Consider the following 22300-nt stretch of genomic DNA (forward strand, 5'->3'; position numbering starts at 1 on the left):
CAGGATAAATCGTCACCGGGCGCCCGCGAGATCACCGCCCCGCGACGGTCCTCATACACCGGCAACGGCACCGGCCCCGGCAACGGCCCCGGCGCGGGAAGCCGCCGGGGCCGTCGTCTCAAGGAGCGGAGATATCGCCTACTTGGTCTCCAGGTCCCGCCGCCGGAAGCCCAGGAGCCCCAGCCACACCAGCCCCGCCGCGAGCGCGGTCAGGACCAGCAGCGGCGCCCACTCCAGGTCGGCGGCGGGGAGCTGCGGCACATGGCCGAACGGCGAGAGGTTGTTCAGCCAGTCGGCGAACTGGAGCATCTGCCCCAGGTAGCCGACGACGAACGAGTACACCGGGATCAGCCAGGCCAGCGTGCCGTACCGCGGCACCCAGCCGAAGAGCGCGACCGCGAAACCGATGGTGAACCAGAGGGCCGGCGCGTAGGCGATCGAGGCCCACGTCAGCTTCCCCACCAGGTCGTTGTCCCCGGTCGCCGCCGCCCCCGCGATCCCGAAGCCGAAACCGGCCACGGCCAGCAGCAGCACACCGCCGACGGCGGCCACGGTGACGTGGCTCAGCACCCAGCGGGTCCGCGACAGCCCCGTGGCGAGCAGGGGTTCCGCGCGGCCCCCGCTCTCCTCGGCGCGCGGCCGCAGGGCGGCCATCACCACGTAGATGGAGGCGACGATGGCCAGGATGAGCGCGATGATCGAGGCGAAGGACTCGGTGATCGTCGCCCCGCCCAGCGCCTCGATGGCCTCCTGGATCTCCTCCAGGTCCTTGAGCATGTCCTCGGCGTCCCCGAGGATCGATCCGTACATCACGCCCAGCGCGAAGACGCCGGCGCCGAAGCCGATCAGCATCCCGCGGTGCAGCCGGAGCGCGAAGCCCACGGGCCGGGTCAGCAGGTCGGAGGCCGCCGGGCGGCCGAGCCGGGTGGGCCGCAGCCCCGCGCCCACGTCCCGCCTGGTGCTCAGCGGGAACGCCACGGCGGCGACGAGCGCGGCGAAGGCGAGCGCCAGCAGGACCGGCCACCAGCGGTCGTCGACGTAGACGTAGGTGCGCTGGACCCAGCCGATCGGCGACAGCCACGCCAGCGCCTCGGTGCCGACGTCGCCGGTGGCGCGCAGGGCGTAGGCGAGACCGATCACGGCGAGTGCCATGCCGGAGGCGCCCCGCGCGTGCGCGGTGATCTGGACGGTGACGGCGGCCACCGCGGCGAAGACGATCCCGGCCGCGGCGTGCGCGAAGCCGTAGAGGAGCGAGCCGCCCCAGCCGATGGACTCGATGCCCATGACGGCCAGCCCGGCGGCGAGCAGCAGGGCCAGGGCGACGTTGGCGACGACTGCGACGCCCAGCGCGGCGGCCAGCTGGGCATGGCGGCCGACCACCGTGGAGCGGACCAGCTCGGCGCGTCCGGTCTCCTCCTCCGCCCGGGTGTGCCGGGAGACGATGAGCACGCTCATGATGCCGACCAGGACGGCCGTGAAGCCGAGCATCTGGTGGCCCATCATCGAGCCGAAGGTGTAGTCGGTGAGGTAGTGGCGCGGGCCCGAGGTGGCGAGGGCCGCGGGGCTGCCCATGGTCTCGGCGGTCGAGGCGCGCTCGGCCTCGGTGGTGTAGAGACTGCTCAGGCTGTTCGCCGTGAGCATGGTTCCGAGCGTCAGCGAGAGCAGCCACACGGGGATCCGGATCCGGTCCCGGCGCAGCCCGAAGCGGAGGAGGACGCCGGTGCCGGCCAGGGCGGCGGACCGCGCGGTGGCGGGCGGCGGCGGTGACGGGGTCCGCGGTGCGGCGGTGGCGGTGGCGCCGGTCATCGGACGCCTCCGTCGCCGGCGGTGCCGGTGCCGCTGGTGCTGCCGGTGCCGTTGAGGTCGCCGTTGGAGTGGCCGTTGGAGTGGCCGTTGGCGGCGAGCTCGTCGCCGTAGTGGCGCAGCATCAGCTCCTCGAGGGTCGGCGGGTGGCTGGTGAGGATGTGGATGCCGAACTCGCTCAGCTTGCGGATGGCGCCGTCGAGGTGGGTGCCGTCGACGGCGAAGCGGACCCGGGTGCCGTCGATCACCGGCGTGTGGATTCCGGGCAGTTCGGCGAGGCCGGTGACGGGCCGTTCGGTCTCGGCCTCCACGGTCGTCCGCGTGAGGTGGCGCATCTCGCTGAGCGTGCCGGACTGGACGGTCCGGCCCTTCCGGATGATGCTCACGCGGTCGCACAGCTTTTCGACCTGGGCCAGGATGTGGCTGGAGAGCAGCACGGTCTTGCCCGCGGCCTTCGCCTGGAAGATCACGTCCTGGAAGACCACTTCCATCAGCGGGTCGAGTCCGGCGGTGGGCTCGTCGAGCAGCAGCAGTTCGGCGTCCGAGGCGAGCGCGGCGACGATCGCGACCTTCTGCCGGTTGCCCTTGGAGTAGGCCCGGCCCTTCTTGGTCGGGTCGAGGTCGAAGCGCTCGATGAGTTCGTCCCGGCGCTTCTTGTCGAGGCCGCCGCGGAGCCGGGCGAGCAGGTCGATGGCCTCGCCGCCGGTGAGGTTGGGCCACAGTTCGACGTCCCCCGGGACGTAGGCGAGCCGGCGGTGCAGTTCGACGGCGTGGTGCCAGGGATCCTTCCCGAGCAGCTGCGCGGCGCCGCTGTCGGCGCGGAGCAGACCGAGGAGGACGCGGATCGCGGTGGACTTGCCGGCGCCGTTGGGGCCGAGGAAGCCGTGCACCTCGCCGGTCTCGACGGCCAGGTCGAGGCCGTCGAGCGCGTGGGTCCGGCCGAACGACTTGTGGAGGCCGGCTACGGAGATTGCCTTCGTCATGGTTCTGAACCTACGCGCACTTCACAAACTTGTGAAGTTAAGGAAGCATATAAACTCGGCCCTCACCGCCCAGGATGCTGATCAAGGGAGATGGAGCGGACGTGATCGACGAGCCGACCGGGTGGCCGCAGCAGCCGGAGACGCAGCCGGAGCCGGAGGCGAAGCCGGAGACCCGGGCGCAGGCTCAGCCGCAGCCGCAGCCGCAGCCGCTGCGGCGGACGGACCCGGATCCGGAAGGGCTCTCCCGCTTCGTGGAGCGCTTCGCCTCGGAACTCGTCGAGGCCGGGGTCCCGCGGATGCCGGCCCGGGTCTTCGCGGCGCTGATGGCCTCCGAGAAGGGCCAGCTCACCGCCGCCGAACTGGGGGAGCAGCTGCAGGTCAGCCCGGCCGCGATCTCCGGCGCGATCCGGTACCTCTCCCAGGTCAGCCTCATCAGCCGGGAACGCGAACCGGGTTCCCGGCGCGAGCGCTACCGGCTCCACGACGACCAGTGGTACCTCTCCTTCAGCCGCCGGAACGAAGTCCTCCTCCGCTGGGAGAACACCCTGCGCACGGGCGTCGAAGCGCTCGGCACCGACAGCGCGGCGGGGCGCCGGCTGGAGGAGACGCTGGACTTCTTCGCGTTCCTCCGCCGGGAGATGACCTCGATGCTGGACCGCTGGATCGAACACCGGGACCAGCGGCGCAGGGAGGGCGGAGCCGGCTGACGCGGTGTCGCCGGGCCGGGCGCTCCCGAGGGCGGGGTGCTCCCCGGGCGGAGTGCCCCGGATGAAGTGCCCCCGGCCCGGTGCTGCCGGACCCCCGGTGAACGCCAGGGCTGCTCAGGACCCACCCGAGGGCGGAGCCGGATGCGGAAGAGTCAGCCGCAGGGCCCCGGGGCGGACCGTCCAGGTACGGGTGCGGACCGGTCCGCCGACCACCGCGTCGGCCCGGTAGTGGAAGTCGGCCCCGGAGACGGTGATCGCCCGCGCGTGCGCCGTGACCGGGGCACCGCCGCGGCCGCCGTCCACCGGCTGGATGACGATGTGCGCGAGCCCGCCGCAAGCGGAATCCGGTCCGTGCGCCGTCGCCCCGGGCCGCCGCCCGCCGCCGCCCGGCGCCCGGCTCCCGCGTCCGGCCCGCCCAGCCCCCGTCCTCCGTACCGGCAGGCCCGCGACCGCCGGACCCGTTCCGCGGCGCGCCGCCCTGCCCGGCGCCGGAAGCGGAACCGGAAGGGGCGCCGTGGCCGGTCGGTCCGTGACCGTTCCGGCCGGAGCCCGCCGCGCGCCGCGCTCCTTCCCCGCCGATCCCGTCCCCGCCGGTCCCGTCCCACCGCGACCCGTCCCTCCCCGCGCCGCCGCCCCCACGGCTCCGTCGCTCCCGGCCGGAATCCGGAGGCGCCGCCGCACACCGTCACCGACACGTCCCGCACCGGCCGGTCGAGGTCCACGAGCACCACCCCGTCCGCCTCCACGCGCAGCCGGTGGTGGCCCGCCCCTCGCCGTCCCGGCCCCCGTCCCCGCACTGCCGTTCGTCCGGCGGTGGCCGCGCACCAGTCCCCGGCAGCCGCGCAGCGCCGGCTGCCACCAGGGCGTACGGCCCGGGAACCCGCCGTCCCTGCCCGGGATGCTCAGCCCGCCGATCACCACCCCGTCGCTGTCGTCGATCAGCAGATCGAGCCGCCGCTCCCTGCCCTCCAGCACCACCCGCGCCGCCGGCGCCGCGCCCAGCGGCACCCCCAGCTCGCGCGCCAGCGCGGTCGACCGGGCCGAGGCCCCCACGGGTACGAAGGCCAGCGCCGCGTCCGCCAGCTCCCGTTCCCGGTGCAGCAGCCCCACGATCCGGCGCAGCGCGAGATCGTCACCGACCACCACCGGATGCCGCCGCCCCCGGTGCGCCAGATGCCGGGCCATGTCCTCCGGCCCGTCCGGGAGGCAGACCTTGGCGGACGCCCCCGCGCACAGCACGTCCCGCACGATGCGGACCGATTCGGCGTCGTCGCGGCGGGCCACGGGGTCGATGACGATGAGCAGTGGGCGTTCGCCGGGTGCTGGAGCCGACACCTCGGTCCTTCCTCAGGTAATCTCTCGGTGCAAGAGCCCCTGTCGCTGTCTTGCGCCAGGGGCTTCGTCTATCCGGGGCACCGGTTCGACGGCTCTGCGGACGGCGCGCGCCGAGAACGCCGCGCGATCGCCGCCGTGCACGTTGGACATGCCCCGCCCGGAAGGGGTGTACGCCTGTGCCCGCACTTGTGCTGCTCGGTGCTCAGTGGGGTGACGAGGGCAAAGGGAAGGCCACCGACCTGCTCGGCGGCTCCGTGGACTATGTGGTGCGCTACCAGGGCGGCAACAACGCCGGCCACACCGTCGTCGTCGGCGACCAGAAGTACGCGCTGCATCTCCTCCCCTCCGGCATCCTCTCGCCTGGGTGCACCCCGGTCATCGGCAACGGCGTCGTCGTGGACCCGGCGGTCCTGCTCTCCGAGCTGAGCGGGCTCCAGGAGCGCGGCGTCGACACCTCGAAGCTGCTGCTCAGCGGTAACGCGCACCTGATCACGCCGTACCACACGACCGTCGACAAGGTGACCGAACGTTTCCTCGGGAAGCGCAAGATCGGCACCACCGGGCGCGGCATCGGCCCGACCTACGCCGACAAGATCAACCGGGTCGGCATCCGCGTGCAGGACCTCTTCGACGAGTCGATCCTGCGGCAGAAGGTCGAGGCGGCCCTCGACTTCAAGAACCAGATGCTGGTCAAGCTCTACAACCGGCGCGCCATCGCCGCCGACCAGGTGCTGGAGGAACTGCTCGGCTACGCGGACGAGCTGCGCGGCTTCGTCGCCGACACCACCCTCGTCCTCAACAACGCCATCGACGAGGGCAAGGTCGTCCTCTTCGAGGGCGGCCAGGGCACGCTGCTCGATGTGGACCACGGCACGTACCCCTTCGTCACCTCCTCCAACCCGACCGCGGGCGGCGCCTGCACCGGCGCCGGAGTCGGCCCCACGAAGATCAGCCGGGTCATCGGCATCCTCAAGGCGTACACCACCCGCGTCGGAGCCGGCCCGTTCCCGACCGAACTGTTCGACGAGGACGGCGAGGCGCTGCGTCGCATCGGCGGCGAGCGGGGCGTGACGACGGGCCGCGACCGCCGCTGCGGCTGGTTCGACGCGGTGATCGCCCGCTACGCCACCCGCGTCAACGGCCTCACCGACTTCTTCCTCACCAAGCTCGACGTCCTCACCGGCTGGGAGCGGATCCCGGTCTGCGTGGCGTACGAGATCGACGGCAAGCGCGTCGAGGAACTTCCGTACAACCAGACCGACTTCCACCACGCGAAGCCGGTCTACGAGATGCTGCCGGGCTGGTCCGAGGACATCAGCAAGGCCAAGACGTTCGAGGAACTCCCGAAGAACGCCCAGCGGTACGTCAAGGCCCTGGAGGAGATGTCCGGCGCCCCGATCTCCGCCATCGGCGTGGGCCCGGGCCGCACGGAGACGATCGAGATCAACTCGTTCCTCTGAGCCCCGGTGCGCCGTGCCCGGCGGGGTGTCCATTGCCCCGCCGGGCACGGCATTCCGGGCTTCCGGCTGGTCCGGTTCCCTGGTCCGGCTGATCGTGGCCTCCCCGTCACTCGGCACGGCGCCGTGGCAGCCGTCCTACGCTGGGGCGCCATGACGGAGGGGAAGCGCTGATGCCGGTCAGGAAGCCAGCGACCGAGCGGCAGCGGCGGCTCGGGGCGGAGCTGCGCAAGATGCGTGAGCGGGTGGGGCTGACGATCAACGAGGCCGCCGTCATGCACCGCACGGACCGGACGACCGTGAGCAACGTCGAGTCCGGCCGCTTCGGGGTGAGTGCCGATCGGGTACGGGTCTGGGCCGCCAACTACTCGTGCCACGAAGCCGCATACATCGACGCGCTCGCCGACATGGCCAGGGAGCGCCGTGCCGGAGCCATCAAGTGGTGGGACGAGTATCGGGACGTCCTCGTCTCGACACTGCTCGACCTCGCGGAGTTGGAGGACTGTGCCGTGGCTCTCCGGGCGGCGCAGATCACGCACATGCCCGGGCTGCTCCAGCACGAGGAGTACGTGCGGGCCGTCTTCGGCGAGGCGGTCCCGCCCATGGCACCGGACGACTTCGAGCGCAAGCTCGCCTTCCGGCTCAGACGTTCCGGTTTGCTCGGCAAACCGCAGCCGCCCGAGTGCAAGTTCATCATTCACGAAGCGGCTCTGCGGATGGAGTTCGGTGGCCGCAAGACGGTCAGGACGCAGTTGCGGCACTTGCTGGAGGAATCCGAGCGGGAGAACGTAACAGTCCGCGTTCTGCCGTTCGCCGCCGGCGGGTTCCCCACTGCGGCGAGTTCGACTCTGTACGCGCACGGGCCGGTCTCGCAGCTCGACACGGTGCAGACCGATACTCCGGTCGGGTCGTCGTTCCTGGACGCGGAGACCCATCTGGCGAACTACCGTTCGGTGTTGGACCGTATGGAAGAGCGCGCCCTCAGCCCGAGCCGGTCGCGAGACTTCATCCGCGACGCGGCGCAGGAACTATGAAAGCGTGGCAAGAGTGGACATACGGTGGCAGAAGTCTTCGTTCTCGGAGCAGCCGGAAGGTAACTGCCTGGAGCTTGCGGCAGGCGAAGCTGTGGTCCTGATGCGAGAGAGCGATGCCCCGGAGGGGGTCATCGCGACCACACCCGAGCGTCTTCGTACGTTGGTCGCGGGAGTCAAAGCCGGAGAGTTCGACGCACTTCTCTGACTCGCGTTATCGATTTCCGGACCTGCGTTCGCCCTGGCGGGCGTTCTTTACCCCTTTGGTGGGGCAGGGCATATGCCATATCGAGTTCATGATTACAACACGTTGTAAGTAGCTGCTGTTTGTCGCTAGCGTTTTCACGGCTTCGCGGAACGTGAGATCACGTTGCGCGCAGACACAAAGTGCCCCGGCGGCGTTGCAGCGCCCCGGGGCGTGGCCAACGCTTACCAGGAGCGTCAGCATGAACCACCGTATCCGGCGTGCCCTCCGGCGCGCACTAGCCCGGCTCCGCGCGCCGCTCGCCCCCACCATGAGGTGGCGGCGCGCCACCGGGGCCATGCCCGTTCCCTCTGCCGTACCGGCCGTGGCCCCGGCACCTGCCCGAGAAGCACGTACCGCCACCGGTCTGCGGATCCTCGTCCGGGCCGGTGACCCGCCGTACCGGCTGGGGCGCCTCCGGCCGCACCCCTGGCCGGAGCCCCAGCCGTACTACCGGCCCGTGGAACGGCCGGTTCGGGACGGCGGTGGGCGGCGGGCCGACGCGTCCGCGGGGTTCCGTCCCTCCGCCCACGAGCGGCGCCAGGAACGGCGCCGGGCCGCGCTCGCGTTGGCGATGGACGGGGTCACGCCTGCCCCGAGACCGTTCAGGCTTATGACCTCGGGGCGGCGCTCCTCGCGCAGGGCGCCGACGGCCCGGTCGGCGGGACGGCTCCCGTCGCGGGGGTGGCTGCCTGATGAGCACCCGGACCCCCGGCAGCTCCGGCCCCGCGCAAGGGCTCTGCGTCAGCCGCGTTCCCGGTAAGCCGGTGACGTGGGAGCCGGACGGACGGCTCGCCGTCCATCTGTGGCTGCGGCAGGACGGCCGGTTCGACACCGACCTCGCTCTGCGGCCCTCCGTCGCCGAGGCGGAGGTGCTGCACGCGCAGCTCTGCTACGCCCTCGCCGACGAGCCCGTGACCACCCCGCCCGGCGGCACGCCGTACTGCCGGAGCCACCAACGGGAGGACGCGGCGGCGCGCCGTTCGTAGGCCGCCCTCGAACCGGTCCGGGCAGGCGTCCCCCGTCCCTGCCCGGACCGCTCCGTTCCCGGCCATGGCCGGAAGGGGAGCCCCGGCCCGGTGCGGCGGGCACGGCTCACCCGGGCTCCGGGAGGTCGAAGCCGGGGATGCGTGCCAGGACGTCCAGGTAGTGGGGGTTGTACATGATGCCCAGGACGTTGCCGAAGGGGTCGGTCACCGATGCCGTCACGAAGCCCTCCCCGCGAGGGGTGACGGGCTGGTACTCCGCAGCGCCCATCGACAGCAGGCGCTCCACGGCGGCCGGCACGTCGTCGACGTGCCAGTGGACGACGGCGCCGCCCGGGCCTTCGGCCGCTGCGGCGGGAGGGGCGTAGCGGCGGTCGATCAGGCCGAGTTCGGCCTGGAAGTCGCCGAGGCGGAACTCGGCGTAGGCCGGCTTGCCGTCCGGGCCTGAGCGTTCGAAGTACGGCCTGATGCCGAGCAGATCGCTGTACCAGCTCTTCGCCGCTTCGACGTCGTCCGCCCAGAAGCTGACGGTGGCGAGACCTCGCAGCATGACCGTCGATCCTTCCGTCACCGCGAGATCCTTCCGCTCGCGCCCGTGCCGTCACGCTATGGGCCCTTGCGGACAGGATGGGTCCTCAACGCGCGCGGCCGGCGCCGTAGTGCCCGGTTCGGGGCATGGGTCTGGGCACGGGCCGTGGCGCGGGCAGAGCGCTCCTACAGTCGAGGGAACGTCCTCTGTGCCTCGGGAGAATCCGTATGGCTGATGATCAGCGCGTTGCCTTCCGCGTCCACTACACGCCCGATGGCGGCGGCTACAGCGCCCTGGAGCCGGTGACCGGTGCCCGTGGGTGGGGCAAGGATCTCGCGGAGGCCAAGGCGGCGATTGCGGAAGCCCTTGAGCTCCACTTCTCCGAGGCGTGCCGGGAGGACGCCGAAGACGTGCTCGCCCGCCGGGCCGATGCCTGGTCCGGCGACGTCGACGTCATGGTGGGACCAGCCGTTTGAGTGCCCCCGGATTCGGCCGGGTCAGTCGATCCTCGTGTAGACGAGGGGCTTCTCGGTGCCCTCGGAGAAGACGCGGCGGAGGCTGCCGCCGGACTCCATCTCCAGGGTGGTGACCGGGCCGGGTTGGCAGGCCGTGTCCGGCTGGGCGATCTCCACGGTGGACGCCTCCAGTTCGACCGGAGGGCCGCCGGTCCGCAGCCGGGCGCTGAACTCGCAGTGGTAGCCGGGGCCGTCGGCGTCCAGCCGGAAGACCGTGTCGCCGGGGCTTCCCTGGACCAGGGTGAAGCGGCGGACATCCTGCTCCGCCGTGCCGAAGGCCGCCTCCCAGGTTCCCAGGTACTCCTGCGGGACGGCGCCGGGTGAGGGCTGCGGCGAGGGAGAGGCGTCGTCGGTGTCCGGGTTCGGGCTGTTCGGGGTGTCCGGGGTGCCCTGGGAACCGGAGGCGCCGTTCCGGCTCCGGTCGGCTGCGGAACCCGCGTCCTTGAGCAGGGTGTAGACGGTCGTGCCGCCGATGACGGCCACCGCCAGGGCCACGACGGTGACCAGGGCGCTTATGCGCCAGTGGCGGGTGGGCCGGGCGGAGCCGTCGTGATGGAGTCCGTGGTCCGGACGGTACGGGGGGAGGTAGCCCGGCGTGGTGTTGTACTGCTGCGTGCCGTATCCGTAGCCGGAACCCGGGGGCGGCGGGCCGTAGTACGGCGTGGAGGCGGGCGGTGCGGACCCCGGGGCGGGGAGGAGGAGGCGGGGCCGGGACGTCCGAGGTCGCCGTGGGCGCGGTGTGCGGGGTGTGGTGGCGGTGGTTCTCCCGTCCGCCCTGGCCGCCGCAGCCGCTGGGGCCGTCCTCGTGTCCGGTCGGGCCCTCGTGCCCGCTCGCGCCGTTGCGGTCGTTGTGGCCGTTCCGGCTGTCGCCGTGGCCCGCGCCCGGGGCGCCGTGGGCTCCCCCGTGCGCCGGTCCGCCGCCTGATCCGTTCTCCCGGCCGGGCCCGTACGGTCCGGCGCCGTACGGGTCTTCGCCCGATCCGTTCACCGGTGTGTGCTCCGGCGCCGGCTCGTACGGCTGTTCCGGTGCCGGGTCCGTTCCGCGCGCCAGGCCGTGCCCGTACGCGTGTCCGGTTCCGGCCGCGGGGCGGTCCGCCGCCGAAGCGGCCACCGGCTCCGTCGCGGCCGGGCCGCCGTCGGCCGATGCCGGGTTCTCGGCCTCCAGCAGCTGTACGGCGTGCCGTCCGAGCTGGGCCACCACCCGGCCCGGGAGCCACGGTTCCAGCGCCCGGCCGTCGCCCAGCGTCGCGTCCGCGCCCGAACGCTCCCGCAACTCGGCGGGCGAGGGCCGCCCGGCCGGGTCCTTGCCCAGGCAGTCCGCCACCAACTCCCGCAGGCCGCCCGGCAGTCCGGTGAGGTCCGGCTCCTCCTGCGCGATCCGGTACAGCACCGCCGGCACCCCGCTCTCCGTACCGCCGAACGGCGGCCGTCCCGTCGCCGCGTGCATCAGCACCGAGCCGAGGCAGAAGACGTCGCAGGCCGGCGTGATGCGTTCGCCGCGCACCTGTTCGGGCGCCATGAAGCCGGGGGAGCCGACCATCGCGCCGGTGCGGGTCAGCCCGCCGTCCGTGACGGTCTCCAGGGCGCGGGCGATGCCGAAGTCGATGACGCGCGGCCCGTCGATGGTGACCAGGACGTTCGAGGGCTTGAGGTCCCGGTGCACCAGCCCCGCCGCGTGGATGTCCTCCAGAGCGGCGGCCAGCGACGCCGCCAGGATGCGCACCGACCGCTCCGGCAGCGGCCCGTGCTCGCCGATCAGCCGCTGGAGCGACGGCCCGGCGATGTAGCCGGTCGCCAGCCACGGCAGCGCCGCCTCGGTGTCCGCGTCCAGCACGGGCGCCGTCCACCGGCCGCCCACCCGGCGCGCCGCCCGCACCTCCTGGCGGAAGCGGTCCCGGAACTCGCCCTGCGCCGCCAGCTCCTGCCGTACCAACTTGACCGCGACGGTGCGGCCCCGGTCGGAACGGGCGAGGTAGACCAGGCCCATGCCCCCCGCGCCCAGCCGGCCCAGCAGCCGGTACGCGCCGATCCGCTGCGGGTCGTCATCCCTCAGCTCATCCATAAGCCCCGTGCCCTTCCCCCTGGTGCTCTCCCCAACAGGGGGAGAATAGGGCGGGACGTCCGGTGGCGGGACGACAGCGCGCTCAGCGACCCCCGATTGTGTCCATCGCGTCCACGAGCCGTTCCAGAACCCGTACCGTTTCCTCCAGTTCCCCGGGCCCCATGGACCCCGCCAGCCGCCGCGCGAACTCCGCGTGCGCCGGGTCGATGCGGCGGACGGCCGCCCGGCCCTCCTCGGTGGGGCGCAGCAGCTTGGCCCGCCGGTGCGCCGGGTTCGGTATGTACTCGGCGAGGCCCCGGCCGGCCAGCAGGTCGGCGACGCGCTGCACGCTCTGCCGGGTGACGCCCATGGCGCGGGCGATCCCGGCGACCGGCAGCGGCTCGCGGAGCACCGCGCCGAGCACCTGCCACCAGGCGGCGGTGAGCCCGGCCGGGCGGGCCATGGCCTCGGCCGCCGCCAGGAACTGCCCGTTGAGGCGGAAGGCGGCCAGGGCGGTACGGGACAGCAGTTCGGGCTCGGACGGTACCCCCGGCTCCGCCGGTCCCTGCGGCTCCGCCGGCGCCGTCGGCGCCCCGGCGGCGTCCGGGCTTTCCGGGGCCTCCGGGCTCCCCGTGCCCTCCCGCCGGCTCCTCGGCTCGTTCACGCGGCGCCGTCTCCCGGAGCGGACACCCGTCCGGACTCCGCGCCCGGGTACGGCGTCTCCGCCGTGCCGTTCACGATGCCGCCCGTGGTGTCGTCGCCGGTGCGGTCCGCGGCCGCGCTCTCCGCCGCGCTCATCAGCACGGGGAAGGCGGTCGGGTCCGAGGCGGCGTAGAGCCGGAACCAGGCGTCCAGGACATGCGGCTCCATGAGGTCCAGCTCGGTGGCGATCTCGCGGGCGAAGGCCACGGGTTCGGTCGGCCCGGCGGTGATCAGGCCGCGGTCGCGGACGGCGTCCGCGTCGCGGTACCGGTCGTGCCCGCCGTAGCCGGGCTGGTGGGCCAGGTACTCGGCGACGGCGCTGGTGTGGTCCCGGTCGTCGAGCAGGCCCGTGCGGGCGAGTCCGGCCGTGCCGCCGCAGATCGCGGCCACCGGGACACCGGCGTCGAGGAAGGCGCGGGCCGCGCCGGCGAACGGGGCCAGCTCCTCGCCCGCGTCCCAGAGGCGTGCCCCCGGGATGATCAGCAGCGAGCTGTCACCGGGGCGCAGCTCCTCCAGCGCCATGTCGGGCACGATCCGCACGCCGCCGATGGTGGTGACGGGGCGGCCGGCCCCGCCGAGCGAGACGGTCCGGACCCCGACGGGGCGGCGGGGCGCGCGGTGGTAGGCGGACTCGCGGAGGACGGCGGTGGCGTAGCCGAACTCCCAGTCGGCGAGGGTGTCGTAGACGGCGAGGTGCACGGTGGTGCTGCTCATGGCTTCTCCTGTGTCCGGACCCGGTGGACCGGGGCGGCGGTGGCGGGCCGGTGGGCGCGTGGGCCGCGCGGCACTCGGTCGCCTTGGACAGCACACTGTCAATTCGTCAGCACGCTGTCAATCGAGGGAGGGTGTACGGGTGCCCCGCTGCCCGGACGGGACGCCTCCCGGACGGAACGCCGCCCGGCAGGCTCGGGGCCGGAGGGAGGAAGGGGGCGCGGAGCTCGGCGCGCCGGTGCACGCCGGAGGGATCGCGGATTTCCGTCCCCGCCCGGTGAACACGGGCCGCCCCGCCCCGTATTCATGGGTGCAACCGCCGCGGAGGCCGAGGAAGGGCGGGCGGCTCTCGACGAGGAGCCGCCGGTCGCCTCCGCGCATACGGTGCGAACGGGGCCCGTCGTGTCCGCACGGCCGGGCCCCGTTCGTCCGGCCGGGCCGTCCCACGTGCGGGGACGGTGTGAATCCGCCGGAGACGGGTGCCCCGCCGTCGCCTAAGGTGACCCGGAGGCCGCGCGACCAGCGCCCCCCCCGTGTCACGGCGAAGGAGACCGACCCCATGCCCGGCAGCGGCAGCCACCCCCGCGGCTCGGCAGTCACCCGCAACACACTGCGGCAGCAGATCGCCGAGGCGCTCCGCGACGAAGTGCTGGCCGGCCGTCTGCCCGCGGGGCAGCACGTCGCCGTCAAGGAGATCGCCGAGCAGTACGGCGTCTCCGCCACCCCCGTGCGCGAAGCGCTGGTCGATCTCTCCGCGCAGGGCCTGGTCGATCTGGAGCACCACCGCGGTTTCCAGGTGCACCGGTTCACCCCGCAGGACTTCCGCGACATGGTGGAGGCGCGCACCCTGATCGTCGACGGCATCTTCCGGCACGCGGTGCAGCGCATCCTGGACGCCCTCACCCCGGCCGCCCTCCGCTCCCTGCGGCGCCGGGCCGACGAGGCCGTGCGCGCCTCCCGCGCGGGCGACCTGGACGTGCTCATCGGGCACGATCTGCGTTTCTGGCGGGAGCTCGGCCAGCTCGTCGGCAATCCGTACATCCGCGACATGCTCGACCGGGTGCGGGTGCAGAGCTGGGTCTTCGCGGTGCCGTACCTGCGGCGCGAGGCGGATCTCGCGGGGCGGCTGTGGAGCGGGCACGGGGAACTGGCGGACGCCGTCGCCGCCCGCGACGAGCAGGCCGCCCGGCTCATCATCACGGGCTACAACGACCACTCCCTGGAGCTGCTCGACCGCTTCACGGCCCGCTACGGACCGTCGTGACGACCGCCCGCGCCGGTGCTCCGGCGCACCGCGCCACCGACGGATCCGGCACCGCACGGGCCTCCGGCACCCACGTCCCGGTCCTTCCCACCGGGCGGTACGACACGACGGGAGAAGGACAGTGAGCGAGACGTACGCGACCCGGGACGGGGAGGCCGGGGAGGGCGCGGCGGAGAGCGCACCGGGAAGCACCCCGGCGGACGTGCCCGGGGACGTCCCGTCCGGCCCGTCGCCCGAACCCCTGTCCGAGGCGCGGCCGGACACCCTGTCCGAGAAGCCATCCGAAGAGCCGTCCGAAACCCCGGCCGGAACTTCACCCGAAAGCCCGTCCGAGGACACCACCGGCGCCACCGCCACCACCGGCACCCCGGACGGCGCCGGCGAGCGCGTCAGCGCCCGGCGCCGCCGGCTGCCGCGTCCCGCCGCGCTCGCCGTGCCGGCCGGCTACCTCCTGGCGTCCCTGCTGCTGTACGCCGGGCTCTGGGCCGATCTCGACCGGAGCTATCTCGTCGACAGCGGGCGGGACCAGAACCAGTGGGAGTGGTTCTTCGCGGTCACCGCCCACCACGTCCTCAGCGGCGACAGCCCGCTCTTCACCACGCTGCAGAACTATCCGCTCGGCGCGAACCTGATGGCGAACACCGCCATGTTCGGGGTCTCCATCCCGCTCGCCCCGCTGACGGCCGTCCTGGGGCCCACGGTCACCTGGGGCGCCGTGCTCACCGGTGGCCTCGCCGCCACCGCCACCGCCTGGTACTGGCTGATCCGGCGCCATCTGACGGGCAACCGCACGGCGGCGGTCGTCGGCGGCGCCGTCGCGGCCTTCGCGCCGCCGATGATCGCCCATGCGAACGCCCACGCGAATCTGGTCGTGCTGTTCGTCCTGCCGCTGGTCATCGACCGGATGCTCAAGCTGTGCGCGGGCCGCCGCGTCCTCCACGACGGGGTCGTCCTCGGTCTGCTGATGACCTGGCAGATCTTCCTGGGCGAGGAGGCGCTGCTGCTCGCCGTCACCGGCATGGTCGTCTTCGCCGTCGGCTACGCCAGCGCGCGGCCGAGCGCCGCCCGTGCCGTCGCCGGCCCGCTGGCGCGCGGTCTGCTGACCGGCGCCGGCGTCTGCCTGGCCCTGGTGGCGTTCCCGCTGTACTGGCAGTTCTACGGCGAGCAGAGCTACGCGGCCATCAACCACGGCCCGACCGGCAACCCGCTGCTCGCGCTCGTCGAGTTCTCCGAACGCTCCCTCGCGGGCGACCCCGCGACCGCCGACCGGCTCTCCCTCAACCCGACCGAGCAGAACGCCTTCTACGGCTGGCCGCTGGCCGTGCTGTTCCTCGTCGTGACGGTGACGCTGTGGCGGCGCCCCGTGGTCAAGGCCCTGGCCGCCACCGTGCTCGTCGCGGCGGCCCTCTCCCTCGGCTCGGACATCTCCCTCGCTGGCACCGAGGGCGCGGCCACCGTCCCCGGCCCCTGGCGGCTCCTCGACGGACTGCCGCTCTTCGAATCGGTGATCGAGTCCCGGTACGCGATGGTGTGCGCCCCGCCCCTCGGGATGCTGCTGGCGCTCGGCTGGACCGCCGTCTCGGACGCCGCCGCGGCCGCCCGTTCGTCGTCGTCCGCGCCCGACGACCGGGCCCGCCGCGACCGGGCCGTCCTCATCCGGGTCGCGGGCGCCCTGGCGCTCTGCGCCGTGCTGCTGCCCGTCGCACCCACGCCGCTGGAGACCACCGAACGGCCGACCGTGCCGACGGTGGTGGCGAGCGGCGCCTGGCGGTCGTATGTGAAGCCCGGCGAGTCGCTGGTGCCCGTACCGCTGCCCTCGCCCGGTGAGGCGAGCGCGCTGCGCTGGCAGATCGAGGCGGACTTCGCCTTCCCGCTGCCCGCCGGCTACTTCATGGGTCCGGCCGGCCCGCGGATCCCGGGGCAGGGCAGCCCGCCCGGCTACTACGGAGCCGTACCGCGCCCGACCGGCGAGATGCTCTGGGACGTGCGCTGGAGCGGCCGGGTGCCCGCCATCGGACCCGAGGAGCGCCGGGCCGCCCGCGAGGACCTCGCCTTCTGGCGGGCGGGCGCCCTGGTGCTCCAGCGTCAGCCGAACGACACGGCCCTGCGCGCCACGCTCGACCGGCTGCTCGACGAGCCGGGACGGCCGGTCGGCGACGCCTGGGTCTGGGACGTCCCGTAAACGGGCAGAACGGGCAACGGGGGGCCCGGAGGCGACGCTTCCGGCCGTTCCGCCCCGCTCCACCCCGTGCCGCCGCCCGCGCGGCGGCCCCGCCCATTACGCTGATCCGACCATCGTGCCGACCCGGACAGAGAGCGAGTGCTCGTGGCGTGTGATCTGTGGCTCGTCCCGCTCGTCGATGTGCTGTGCCAGAGCCCCGACAACCCCTTCGCCGAAGAGATCGCGGTCTACGACAAGGCCCTGCGCGAGGCGGGGCTGCCCCCCGTTCCCGTGTTCGGCTACATGCCCGGCCTGAGCGGGGACGTCGCCCCCGTCGCCGGCTTCGACTACGACGCGCTGCACTTCCTGCGCCGCGCCTATCTGCTCCAGGTCTGCGGACTGCCGGTCACCCCGGTGGACGAACTCGGCGGCGACTACGAACAGTTGCTGGAGATGTTCGAGACCACCGCGCAGCAGTCGCACCTGGTCTGGCACTACGACCACGCCGGCGCCTATGTCCCGGTCGACTTCACCCAGCCGCTGTCGAACGAGGAACTCCTCGGCGGCGGAGGTCCGCTGGGCTCCGCCCACGGCCTGCTCCGCGAACTGGAGGCGGTCGCCCCGGCGATCGGTATCGACCCGGTCAACCCGCCGATGGCGCCCGCGCCGCCGGGCCGCCCCACCAGCCTGGAGGAGCCCGCGGTCACCGTCCCGTACGAGGACAGCAGCCCGTATGCCCGCGAACGGCATGTGTGGCTGGGCCTGAACGCGGCGGCGACCCGGAGCCTCAGCCAGGGGTCGATGATCGTCTTCAGCTGACCGGACACCCGGGCCCCGCGCCCGCCCGGCCCGTACCGCAGCCCGGCGGTACGGGCCGCGGTCGTCCCGCGCGGCGGGGACGCGCCACCGCCCCGGGCCGCCGCCCCCGGCCCCGCCCGCTAGCGCGGCGGCTCGGGCGGTCGCTGCCGGGGCATGTTGGGCCGGGTGCCCGGCGGCAGCTGGAAGCGGGTGACCGTACGGCCCTCCTGCCGGCCCCAGGGCACCAGCGACTGGGTGAGCAGCGGCGCCGAACCGGACCGGAACTCCACCATCCAGTCCGCCGTCTCGAACCGCACGAGCTCCGACACGTCCTCCGAGAAGCGCCGCAGCACCGACAGGCAGCGCTCGGCGGCCTCGCTCGCCGTGCCCTCGGTCGGGCCGAGCACCTCGCGGACGCTCTCCGAGGCCCAGTCGAACTGCAGCGCCTCCAGCCGGCGCTGCACGGCCTGCGCCGTGGCGACGTTCCGCATCCAGCCGGACGTCAGTCCGAAGTAGCGGTCGCAGACCACGCAGGCGGCGGCGCCGACCAGCGCGGCACAGCCCCAGGCCGCGCCGTGGCCGACCGCGCCGGTCAGCTCCAGCAGCGGCAGCGAGAAGCCGGCCGTGGCCAGCAGGGCGCTGCCGGTCCGCAGCAGTCTGGCGCCGCGGCGCTTCCAGCCGCGGTCGGCGAGATACCACTCGGAGGTGCGCAGCGCACGCTCCTCCACCCAGCGGTACAGCTCGTCGAGCCGTTCCGCGGGCTCTCCCCAGTCACCGAGCGGAAGAGGACGGCCGAGCAGATCGCCCTGCCGCCCACCGTCCTTCGGGGGAGGCCCCTCGGGCTGCATTTCCGGCTGGCTCACCCGTGTGCTCCCTCTGTGGTCGCTCTGTGGTCGGCGGTGCTGCCCGCAAGGATGCCGTCGTTCCGCGTCCGATGGGACACGGGGGACGGGCGGGAACCGCGTGACGGCTGCTGCGCGCCACCCTTCATACCGCCGAATGGTGGGGCTCACCTGCGATACGGCTCGATTTACCCACAGATGAGGCCTGTGATCAGGTATAGAGCCCGATTCGATCACCCGAAAGGGTGGTGGCCGCCGGAAGACGGGATACGCCCCGCGCGCCACCGCGATGCTGGCCGTGGGTGCGGTGCGTGTGCCGCGTGGGGCCCGAGGGGCTCCGGATTCCCCCAACTCACCTGTGGAGCACGGCTCGTGGCCGTCCCGGGGGCCACCCGGCGGGCCGGGACGGGCGCGCGTACCGCCGCGGACCCGGACGGCCCGGGCGAGCGTCCGTGAGACGGCCCGGCGGGCCCGCACCGCCGGCGGCTACCCTGAGCCGCGTGAAGGTCCTCGTCATCGGCGGCGGCGCCCGCGAACACGCCCTGTGCCGCTCTCTCTCCCTCGATCCCGACGTCACCGCGCTCCACTGCGCCCCCGGCAACGCCGGTATCGCGGAGCTCGCCGAGCTGCACGCGGTCGACGCCCTCGACGGCGCGGCCGTGGCGGATCTCGCCGCGGACCTCGGTGCCGGCCTGGTCGTCGTCGGCCCCGAGGCGCCCCTGGTCGCCGGGGTCGCCGACGCCGTGCGCGCCCGGGGCATCCCCGTCTTCGGCCCGTCCGCGGAGGCGGCGCGGCTGGAGGGCTCCAAGGCGTTCGCCAAGGACGTCATGGCCGCCGCCGGCGTGCCCACCGCCCGCAGCCACGTCTGCACCACCCCGGAGGAGATCGACGACGCGCTGGACGCCTTCGGCGCCCCCTACGTCGTCAAGGACGACGGCCTCGCCGCCGGCAAGGGCGTCGTCGTCACCCACGACCTGGAGACCGCCCGCGCGCACGCGCTGAGCTGCGACCGGGTGGTCATCGAGGAATTCCTGGACGGCCCCGAGGTCTCCCTCTTCGCGGTCACCGACGGCCGGACGGTCGTCCCCCTCCAGCCCGCCCAGGACTTCAAGCGGGCCCTGGACGGCGACGAGGGCCCCAACACCGGCGGCATGGGCGCCTATTCGCCGCTGCCGTGGGCCGACCCCAAGCTGGTCGACGAGGTGCTCGACACCGTGCTCCAGCCCACCGTGGACGAACTCCGCCGCCGCGGCACACCGTTCTCCGGACTGCTCTACGCCGGGCTGGCGATCACCTCGCGCGGCGTGCGCGTCATCGAGTTCAACGCCCGCTTCGGCGACCCGGAGACGCAGGTCGTCCTGGCCCGGCTGCGCACCCCGCTCGCCGGGCTGCTGCTGGCGGCCGCCACCGGCGACCTCGCCGACTTCCCGCCCCTCGCCTGGGGCGGCGGCGCGGCCGTCACGGTCGTCGTCGCCTCCCACAACTACCCCGGCACGCCCCGCACCGGCGACCCGATCACGGGCCTGGACGCGGTGGCCGCCGAGGACGAGCACGCGTACGTGCTCCACGCGGGCACCCGGCGCGACGCGTCCGGGCAGGTGCTCAGCGCGGGCGGGCGCGTCCTGTCCGTGACGGCCACGGGGCCGGACCTGGCCGCGGCGCGCGACCGGGCGTACCGCGCGGTGTCCCGGATCCAGCTCGACGGCTCGCACCACCGTACGGACATCGCGGCCGGGGCGGCGGCGGAGGCCGCGGAGGCCGCGGAGAGCTGACGCACCTGTCCAGCCGCCGGAGCCACGGGCCCCGGGCCCCTTCGCCGCGCCCCCCCGCGCGCGGCCGGAGGAGCCCGGGGCCCTCGCGGTGTCGCGCAAGTGTCCCGGAAACCAAACCCGGGGGAATGAGCTCTGACCAAAGCCATTCCATCGAGTGACCGCCTGGAGGTCCTGCTGACGTACACCCGCCCGGCCGCTTAGGGTGCCCGCTGACGGCCCCGTACCGGTTCCCGACCGGACGGTAGCCCGTTGCGGCAACCGGACCACCGGCGTTGCGGTGGCCGTGCCCGGTGCCACAGTGGGGGTGGGGAACAGTCGGCAGACCAGCAGGGAGTGAGTTTCGTTGGCGTCCGAACCGGCCGGTGCGGAGCCCGGAATGCGGGTGGCGCGCACCCGGGCCCTGGCGGTCCTCCACGTCCGCGGTACGGCGGTGGCCGCCGTGCTGCTCCCGGCCGCCGTCGCGATCGTGCTGTTCGCCGCCGCGGCCTCCGGCCTGGCCACCGGCGCGGGCTGGGACACGGCCCGCTGGGCGGTCACCGCGCTGGCGCTGGCCGTGCTGCTCCCGGCGGTGGTCACCGCGGCCGTCGTGGCGCGGGCCCGGCCGGCGGTCAGCCCGACCGTGGCGATCCGGGAGGAGACCGCCCCCGATCTCTACCGGCTCGTCCGTGAACTCGCCGACCGGCTCGGCGTCCCCGCGCCGTCGGCCATAGCGACCACCCCCGACTGCGACAGCTGGCTGGAGGACCGGGCGCATCTCACGCGCCGGGCGCCCCTCCGCGGCCTCCGCGCCCTCCTCGGCCGGCCCGGCCTCCGCGGTCTCCGCCGGAGCGGGAAGCCGGGGAGCCCGGCGGTCCCGCCGGGGGACCGGCGCTTCCGCCGCCCCGCTCCCGAGCCGCCGGAGCTGGTCATCGGCTCGCCGTTCCTGTGGTGGATGCGGGTGGCCGAACTGCGGGCGCTGCTCGCGCCGGTGGTCGCCGGGACGGGCCCCTCGGCGCAGCCGGACATAGCGGCCGCCCGGCGCTTCGTCCGCGGTCTGGACGCGGCCGTGGCCGTCGCCGCCCGCCATCGTGTGCTCGCCGTCACCGGCTGGGCGGCGCGGACCCTGCTGCGCGCCTGCCGCGCCCACGCGGCGGAGATGGAGCGCGGGGTCGCCGCCGCCGCGTCGGCCCGCGCCCAGGCGGTCGACTACGGCCTGCGGATCGTCGCCCAGGAGCAGGTCGGCCTCGCCTACGCGGGCTGGGACCGGCTGCTGACCCGGGTGGCGCTCCCGGCCTGGCGGATGGGCCGCTGGCCGTCCCGGCTCGACGCCGGGGTGGTCTCCGCGCTGACCGAGCTGTCCCGGCGCGACCGGCTCGCCGAGGGCTTCGCCTCCCGGCTGGGCGAGCGCCCGGCCTGCGATCTGCTGGAGGAGCCCGGGCTCGTCGACGAGGCGGCGTCGCTGCTGGCGGCCCGGCTGTTCCACGGCGGCCCGGCGGAGCGCGGGCCCGGCTGGGCGCCGGTCGACTGGGAGACGTACCCGGAGGAGATCGTGGACCGCAAGTGGCGGCTGGACGCCGCCCGCCTCCAGAGGGTCCTCGACGAACTCCCGCCCGCCGACGGCCCCGAAACGCCCCGGACACCGGCCGGGCCGAAGGCCGCGGTGACGGCCGAGGCGGCACCTACGACGCCCGACGTGGTGCCCGCGGCGGCCGGGGCGGCGCCCGCGGTGACACCCGGGAAGACGGCCGGGAAACCGGCCGACACGGCGCCCGTGCCGGCGCCCCTGGAGGCGGCCGCGGTGACACCCGCCGAGGCCGCCGCCGGACCGCCCTTCGGCGGCCCCACCCTCGCCCGCGTGCTGGACCGGCTCACCGGCGGACGGGCAGCGGACGACGGCGGGTTGGGCGAGCGGCTGGCCGCGCGTCTCGACGCGGAACTCCACCGCGAGGAGCGGGAACGGGACCGGCCCGGCGCGCCCGGCGGCGCGGCGGACGACGGCCCGGCGCTCTCCGCGGAGGGCCCGGGGGGAGCGGAGCCCCGCGGAGCGGACGCGGTACCGCTCTTCCCGCTCCAGGTTCCGCGCTCCGGCAAGGAACTGCTGGTCGACCATGTGACGGCCATGGTCTGCTGCGCGGCGGTGGACACCGCCGGCGCGGCACCGGGTCTTGACTGGCTCGACGGCCCCGTGCTGTTGTTCGGCGACAACCGGGGGGCCGACCTCGGCGGTCCGGTGCTGCGCCTCGTCGAAGAGGGGGACGACACCGAGCTGCGGAGCTGGCTGAACGAGGCGGGGGTGCGCCCGGAGAAGCCCGTGCGCCTCGTCTGACGGGCCGGTGGTACGGCGCCGTCGGACGGCCGCACGGAATCGAACACGGCAATTCACGACGACCGGTGACGCAATGCGCGCGGAATGTGATGTGCTGTCACGTATGGCCGTGTC

At 74.1% G+C, this 22300-nt stretch carries 18 protein-coding genes and 2 pseudogenes; 11 read left to right on the forward strand and 9 right to left on the reverse strand.

Annotated elements, in window-relative coordinates; all coding sequences use genetic code 11:
- Nucleotides 1–138: 138 nt before the first annotated feature.
- Nucleotides 139–1806, reverse strand: a complete 1668-nt coding sequence (locus tag E4N63_RS16955) for an ABC transporter permease (protein WP_125625752.1) — start codon at nucleotides 1804–1806, stop codon at nucleotides 139–141.
- Nucleotides 1803–2786 (reverse strand): ABC transporter ATP-binding protein, encoded by a 984-nt coding sequence (locus E4N63_RS16960; protein WP_125625751.1) that lies wholly within the window; start codon nucleotides 2784–2786, stop codon nucleotides 1803–1805. Before E4N63_RS16960 ends, E4N63_RS16955 begins: the two co-directional genes overlap by 4 nt.
- 209 nt (nucleotides 2787–2995) lie before the next feature.
- On the opposite strand from E4N63_RS16960, the gene E4N63_RS16965 reads away from it, so the two are divergent.
- Nucleotides 2996–3493 carry a GbsR/MarR family transcriptional regulator gene (locus tag E4N63_RS16965; protein ID WP_228429591.1) on the forward strand — a complete coding sequence of 166 codons (498 nt, stop codon included), beginning with the start codon at nucleotides 2996–2998 and terminating at the stop codon, nucleotides 3491–3493.
- A 114-nt stretch (nucleotides 3494–3607) separates the two neighbouring features.
- Here E4N63_RS16965 and E4N63_RS31520 read toward each other — a convergent pair whose 3' ends face one another.
- Complete coding sequence (locus tag E4N63_RS31520; RefSeq protein ID WP_230241080.1) at nucleotides 3608–4828, reverse strand: diacylglycerol kinase; 1221 nt, start codon at nucleotides 4826–4828, stop codon at nucleotides 3608–3610.
- 176 nt (nucleotides 4829–5004) lie between these two features.
- Between E4N63_RS31520 and E4N63_RS16975 the strand changes: the two genes are divergently transcribed.
- The 4 genes from E4N63_RS16975 (at nucleotide 5005) to E4N63_RS16990 (ending at nucleotide 8549) form a co-directional block, all read left to right on the forward strand.
- The gene (locus tag E4N63_RS16975; RefSeq protein WP_125626694.1) at nucleotides 5005–6288 is read left to right on the forward strand and encodes an adenylosuccinate synthase; all 1284 of its coding nucleotides are present in this window, start codon (nucleotides 5005–5007) and stop codon (nucleotides 6286–6288) included.
- A 170-nt stretch (nucleotides 6289–6458) separates the two neighbouring features.
- On the forward strand, nucleotides 6459–7319 hold the full coding sequence (locus E4N63_RS16980; protein WP_230241081.1) for a Scr1 family TA system antitoxin-like transcriptional regulator: 861 nt from the start codon (nucleotides 6459–6461) through the stop codon (nucleotides 7317–7319).
- A gap of 13 nt (nucleotides 7320–7332) precedes the next feature.
- On the forward strand, nucleotides 7333–7524 hold the full coding sequence (locus E4N63_RS16985) for a DUF397 domain-containing protein (protein ID WP_308188783.1): 192 nt from the start codon (nucleotides 7333–7335) through the stop codon (nucleotides 7522–7524).
- Between the two features lie 731 nt (nucleotides 7525–8255).
- Nucleotides 8256–8549, forward strand: a complete 294-nt coding sequence (locus E4N63_RS16990) for a hypothetical protein (RefSeq protein WP_230241083.1) — start codon at nucleotides 8256–8258, stop codon at nucleotides 8547–8549.
- Nucleotides 8550–8655: 106 nt separating this feature from the next.
- Here E4N63_RS16990 and E4N63_RS16995 read toward each other — a convergent pair whose 3' ends face one another.
- Nucleotides 8656–9117 carry a VOC family protein gene (locus E4N63_RS16995; RefSeq protein ID WP_308188705.1) on the reverse strand — a complete coding sequence of 154 codons (462 nt, stop codon included), beginning with the start codon at nucleotides 9115–9117 and terminating at the stop codon, nucleotides 8656–8658.
- A gap of 185 nt (nucleotides 9118–9302) precedes the next feature.
- Between E4N63_RS16995 and E4N63_RS17000 the strand changes: the two genes are divergently transcribed.
- Complete coding sequence (locus E4N63_RS17000) at nucleotides 9303–9551, forward strand: hypothetical protein (RefSeq protein ID WP_125626698.1); 249 nt, start codon at nucleotides 9303–9305, stop codon at nucleotides 9549–9551.
- A 21-nt stretch (nucleotides 9552–9572) separates the two neighbouring features.
- Here E4N63_RS17000 and E4N63_RS17005 read toward each other — a convergent pair whose 3' ends face one another.
- From E4N63_RS17005 to E4N63_RS17020, 4 genes and pseudogenes are all read right to left on the reverse strand, one after another.
- Nucleotides 9573–10085 (reverse strand): hypothetical protein, encoded by a 513-nt coding sequence (locus E4N63_RS17005; protein WP_228429453.1) that lies wholly within the window; start codon nucleotides 10083–10085, stop codon nucleotides 9573–9575.
- Nucleotides 10086–10914: 829 nt separating this feature from the next.
- Nucleotides 10915–11652: pseudogene (locus E4N63_RS17010) on the reverse strand (serine/threonine-protein kinase); the annotation flags it as partial.
- 82 nt (nucleotides 11653–11734) lie between these two features.
- Nucleotides 11735–12160, reverse strand: a complete 426-nt coding sequence (locus E4N63_RS17015) for a MarR family winged helix-turn-helix transcriptional regulator (protein WP_227962798.1) — start codon at nucleotides 12158–12160, stop codon at nucleotides 11735–11737.
- A gap of 260 nt (nucleotides 12161–12420) precedes the next feature.
- Nucleotides 12421–13047, reverse strand: a pseudogene (locus E4N63_RS17020) (DJ-1/PfpI family protein); the annotation flags it as partial.
- Between the two features lie 556 nt (nucleotides 13048–13603).
- Here E4N63_RS17020 and E4N63_RS17025 point away from each other — a divergent pair.
- From E4N63_RS17025 to E4N63_RS17035, 3 genes are all read left to right on the forward strand, one after another.
- Nucleotides 13604–14308 (forward strand): GntR family transcriptional regulator, encoded by a 705-nt coding sequence (locus tag E4N63_RS17025; RefSeq protein ID WP_230241084.1) that lies wholly within the window; start codon nucleotides 13604–13606, stop codon nucleotides 14306–14308.
- 121 nt (nucleotides 14309–14429) lie between these two features.
- Nucleotides 14430–16490, forward strand: coding sequence for a glycosyl transferase (locus E4N63_RS17030; RefSeq protein WP_230241085.1), 2061 nt, complete (start codon nucleotides 14430–14432; stop codon nucleotides 16488–16490).
- 144 nt (nucleotides 16491–16634) lie between these two features.
- The gene (locus E4N63_RS17035; protein WP_039820239.1) at nucleotides 16635–17288 is read left to right on the forward strand and encodes a hypothetical protein; all 654 of its coding nucleotides are present in this window, start codon (nucleotides 16635–16637) and stop codon (nucleotides 17286–17288) included.
- A gap of 119 nt (nucleotides 17289–17407) precedes the next feature.
- Here the strand turns inward: E4N63_RS17035 and E4N63_RS17040 are convergent, their stop codons facing one another.
- Nucleotides 17408–18130, reverse strand: coding sequence for an SLATT domain-containing protein (locus E4N63_RS17040; protein WP_227959077.1), 723 nt, complete (start codon nucleotides 18128–18130; stop codon nucleotides 17408–17410).
- A gap of 479 nt (nucleotides 18131–18609) precedes the next feature.
- Here E4N63_RS17040 and purD point away from each other — a divergent pair, with 479 nt between their 5' ends.
- On the forward strand, nucleotides 18610–19881 hold the full coding sequence (purD, locus tag E4N63_RS17045; protein ID WP_230241086.1) for a phosphoribosylamine--glycine ligase: 1272 nt from the start codon (nucleotides 18610–18612) through the stop codon (nucleotides 19879–19881).
- A 376-nt stretch (nucleotides 19882–20257) separates the two neighbouring features.
- Complete coding sequence (locus E4N63_RS17050; protein ID WP_230242520.1) at nucleotides 20258–22186, forward strand: hypothetical protein; 1929 nt, start codon at nucleotides 20258–20260, stop codon at nucleotides 22184–22186.
- Nucleotides 22187–22300: the final 114 nt, after the last annotated feature.

The organism is Streptomyces sp. MNU89, from assembly GCF_020982505.1.
In the GTDB taxonomy this organism is placed as follows: domain Bacteria; phylum Actinomycetota; class Actinomycetes; order Streptomycetales; family Streptomycetaceae; genus Streptomyces; species Streptomyces xinghaiensis.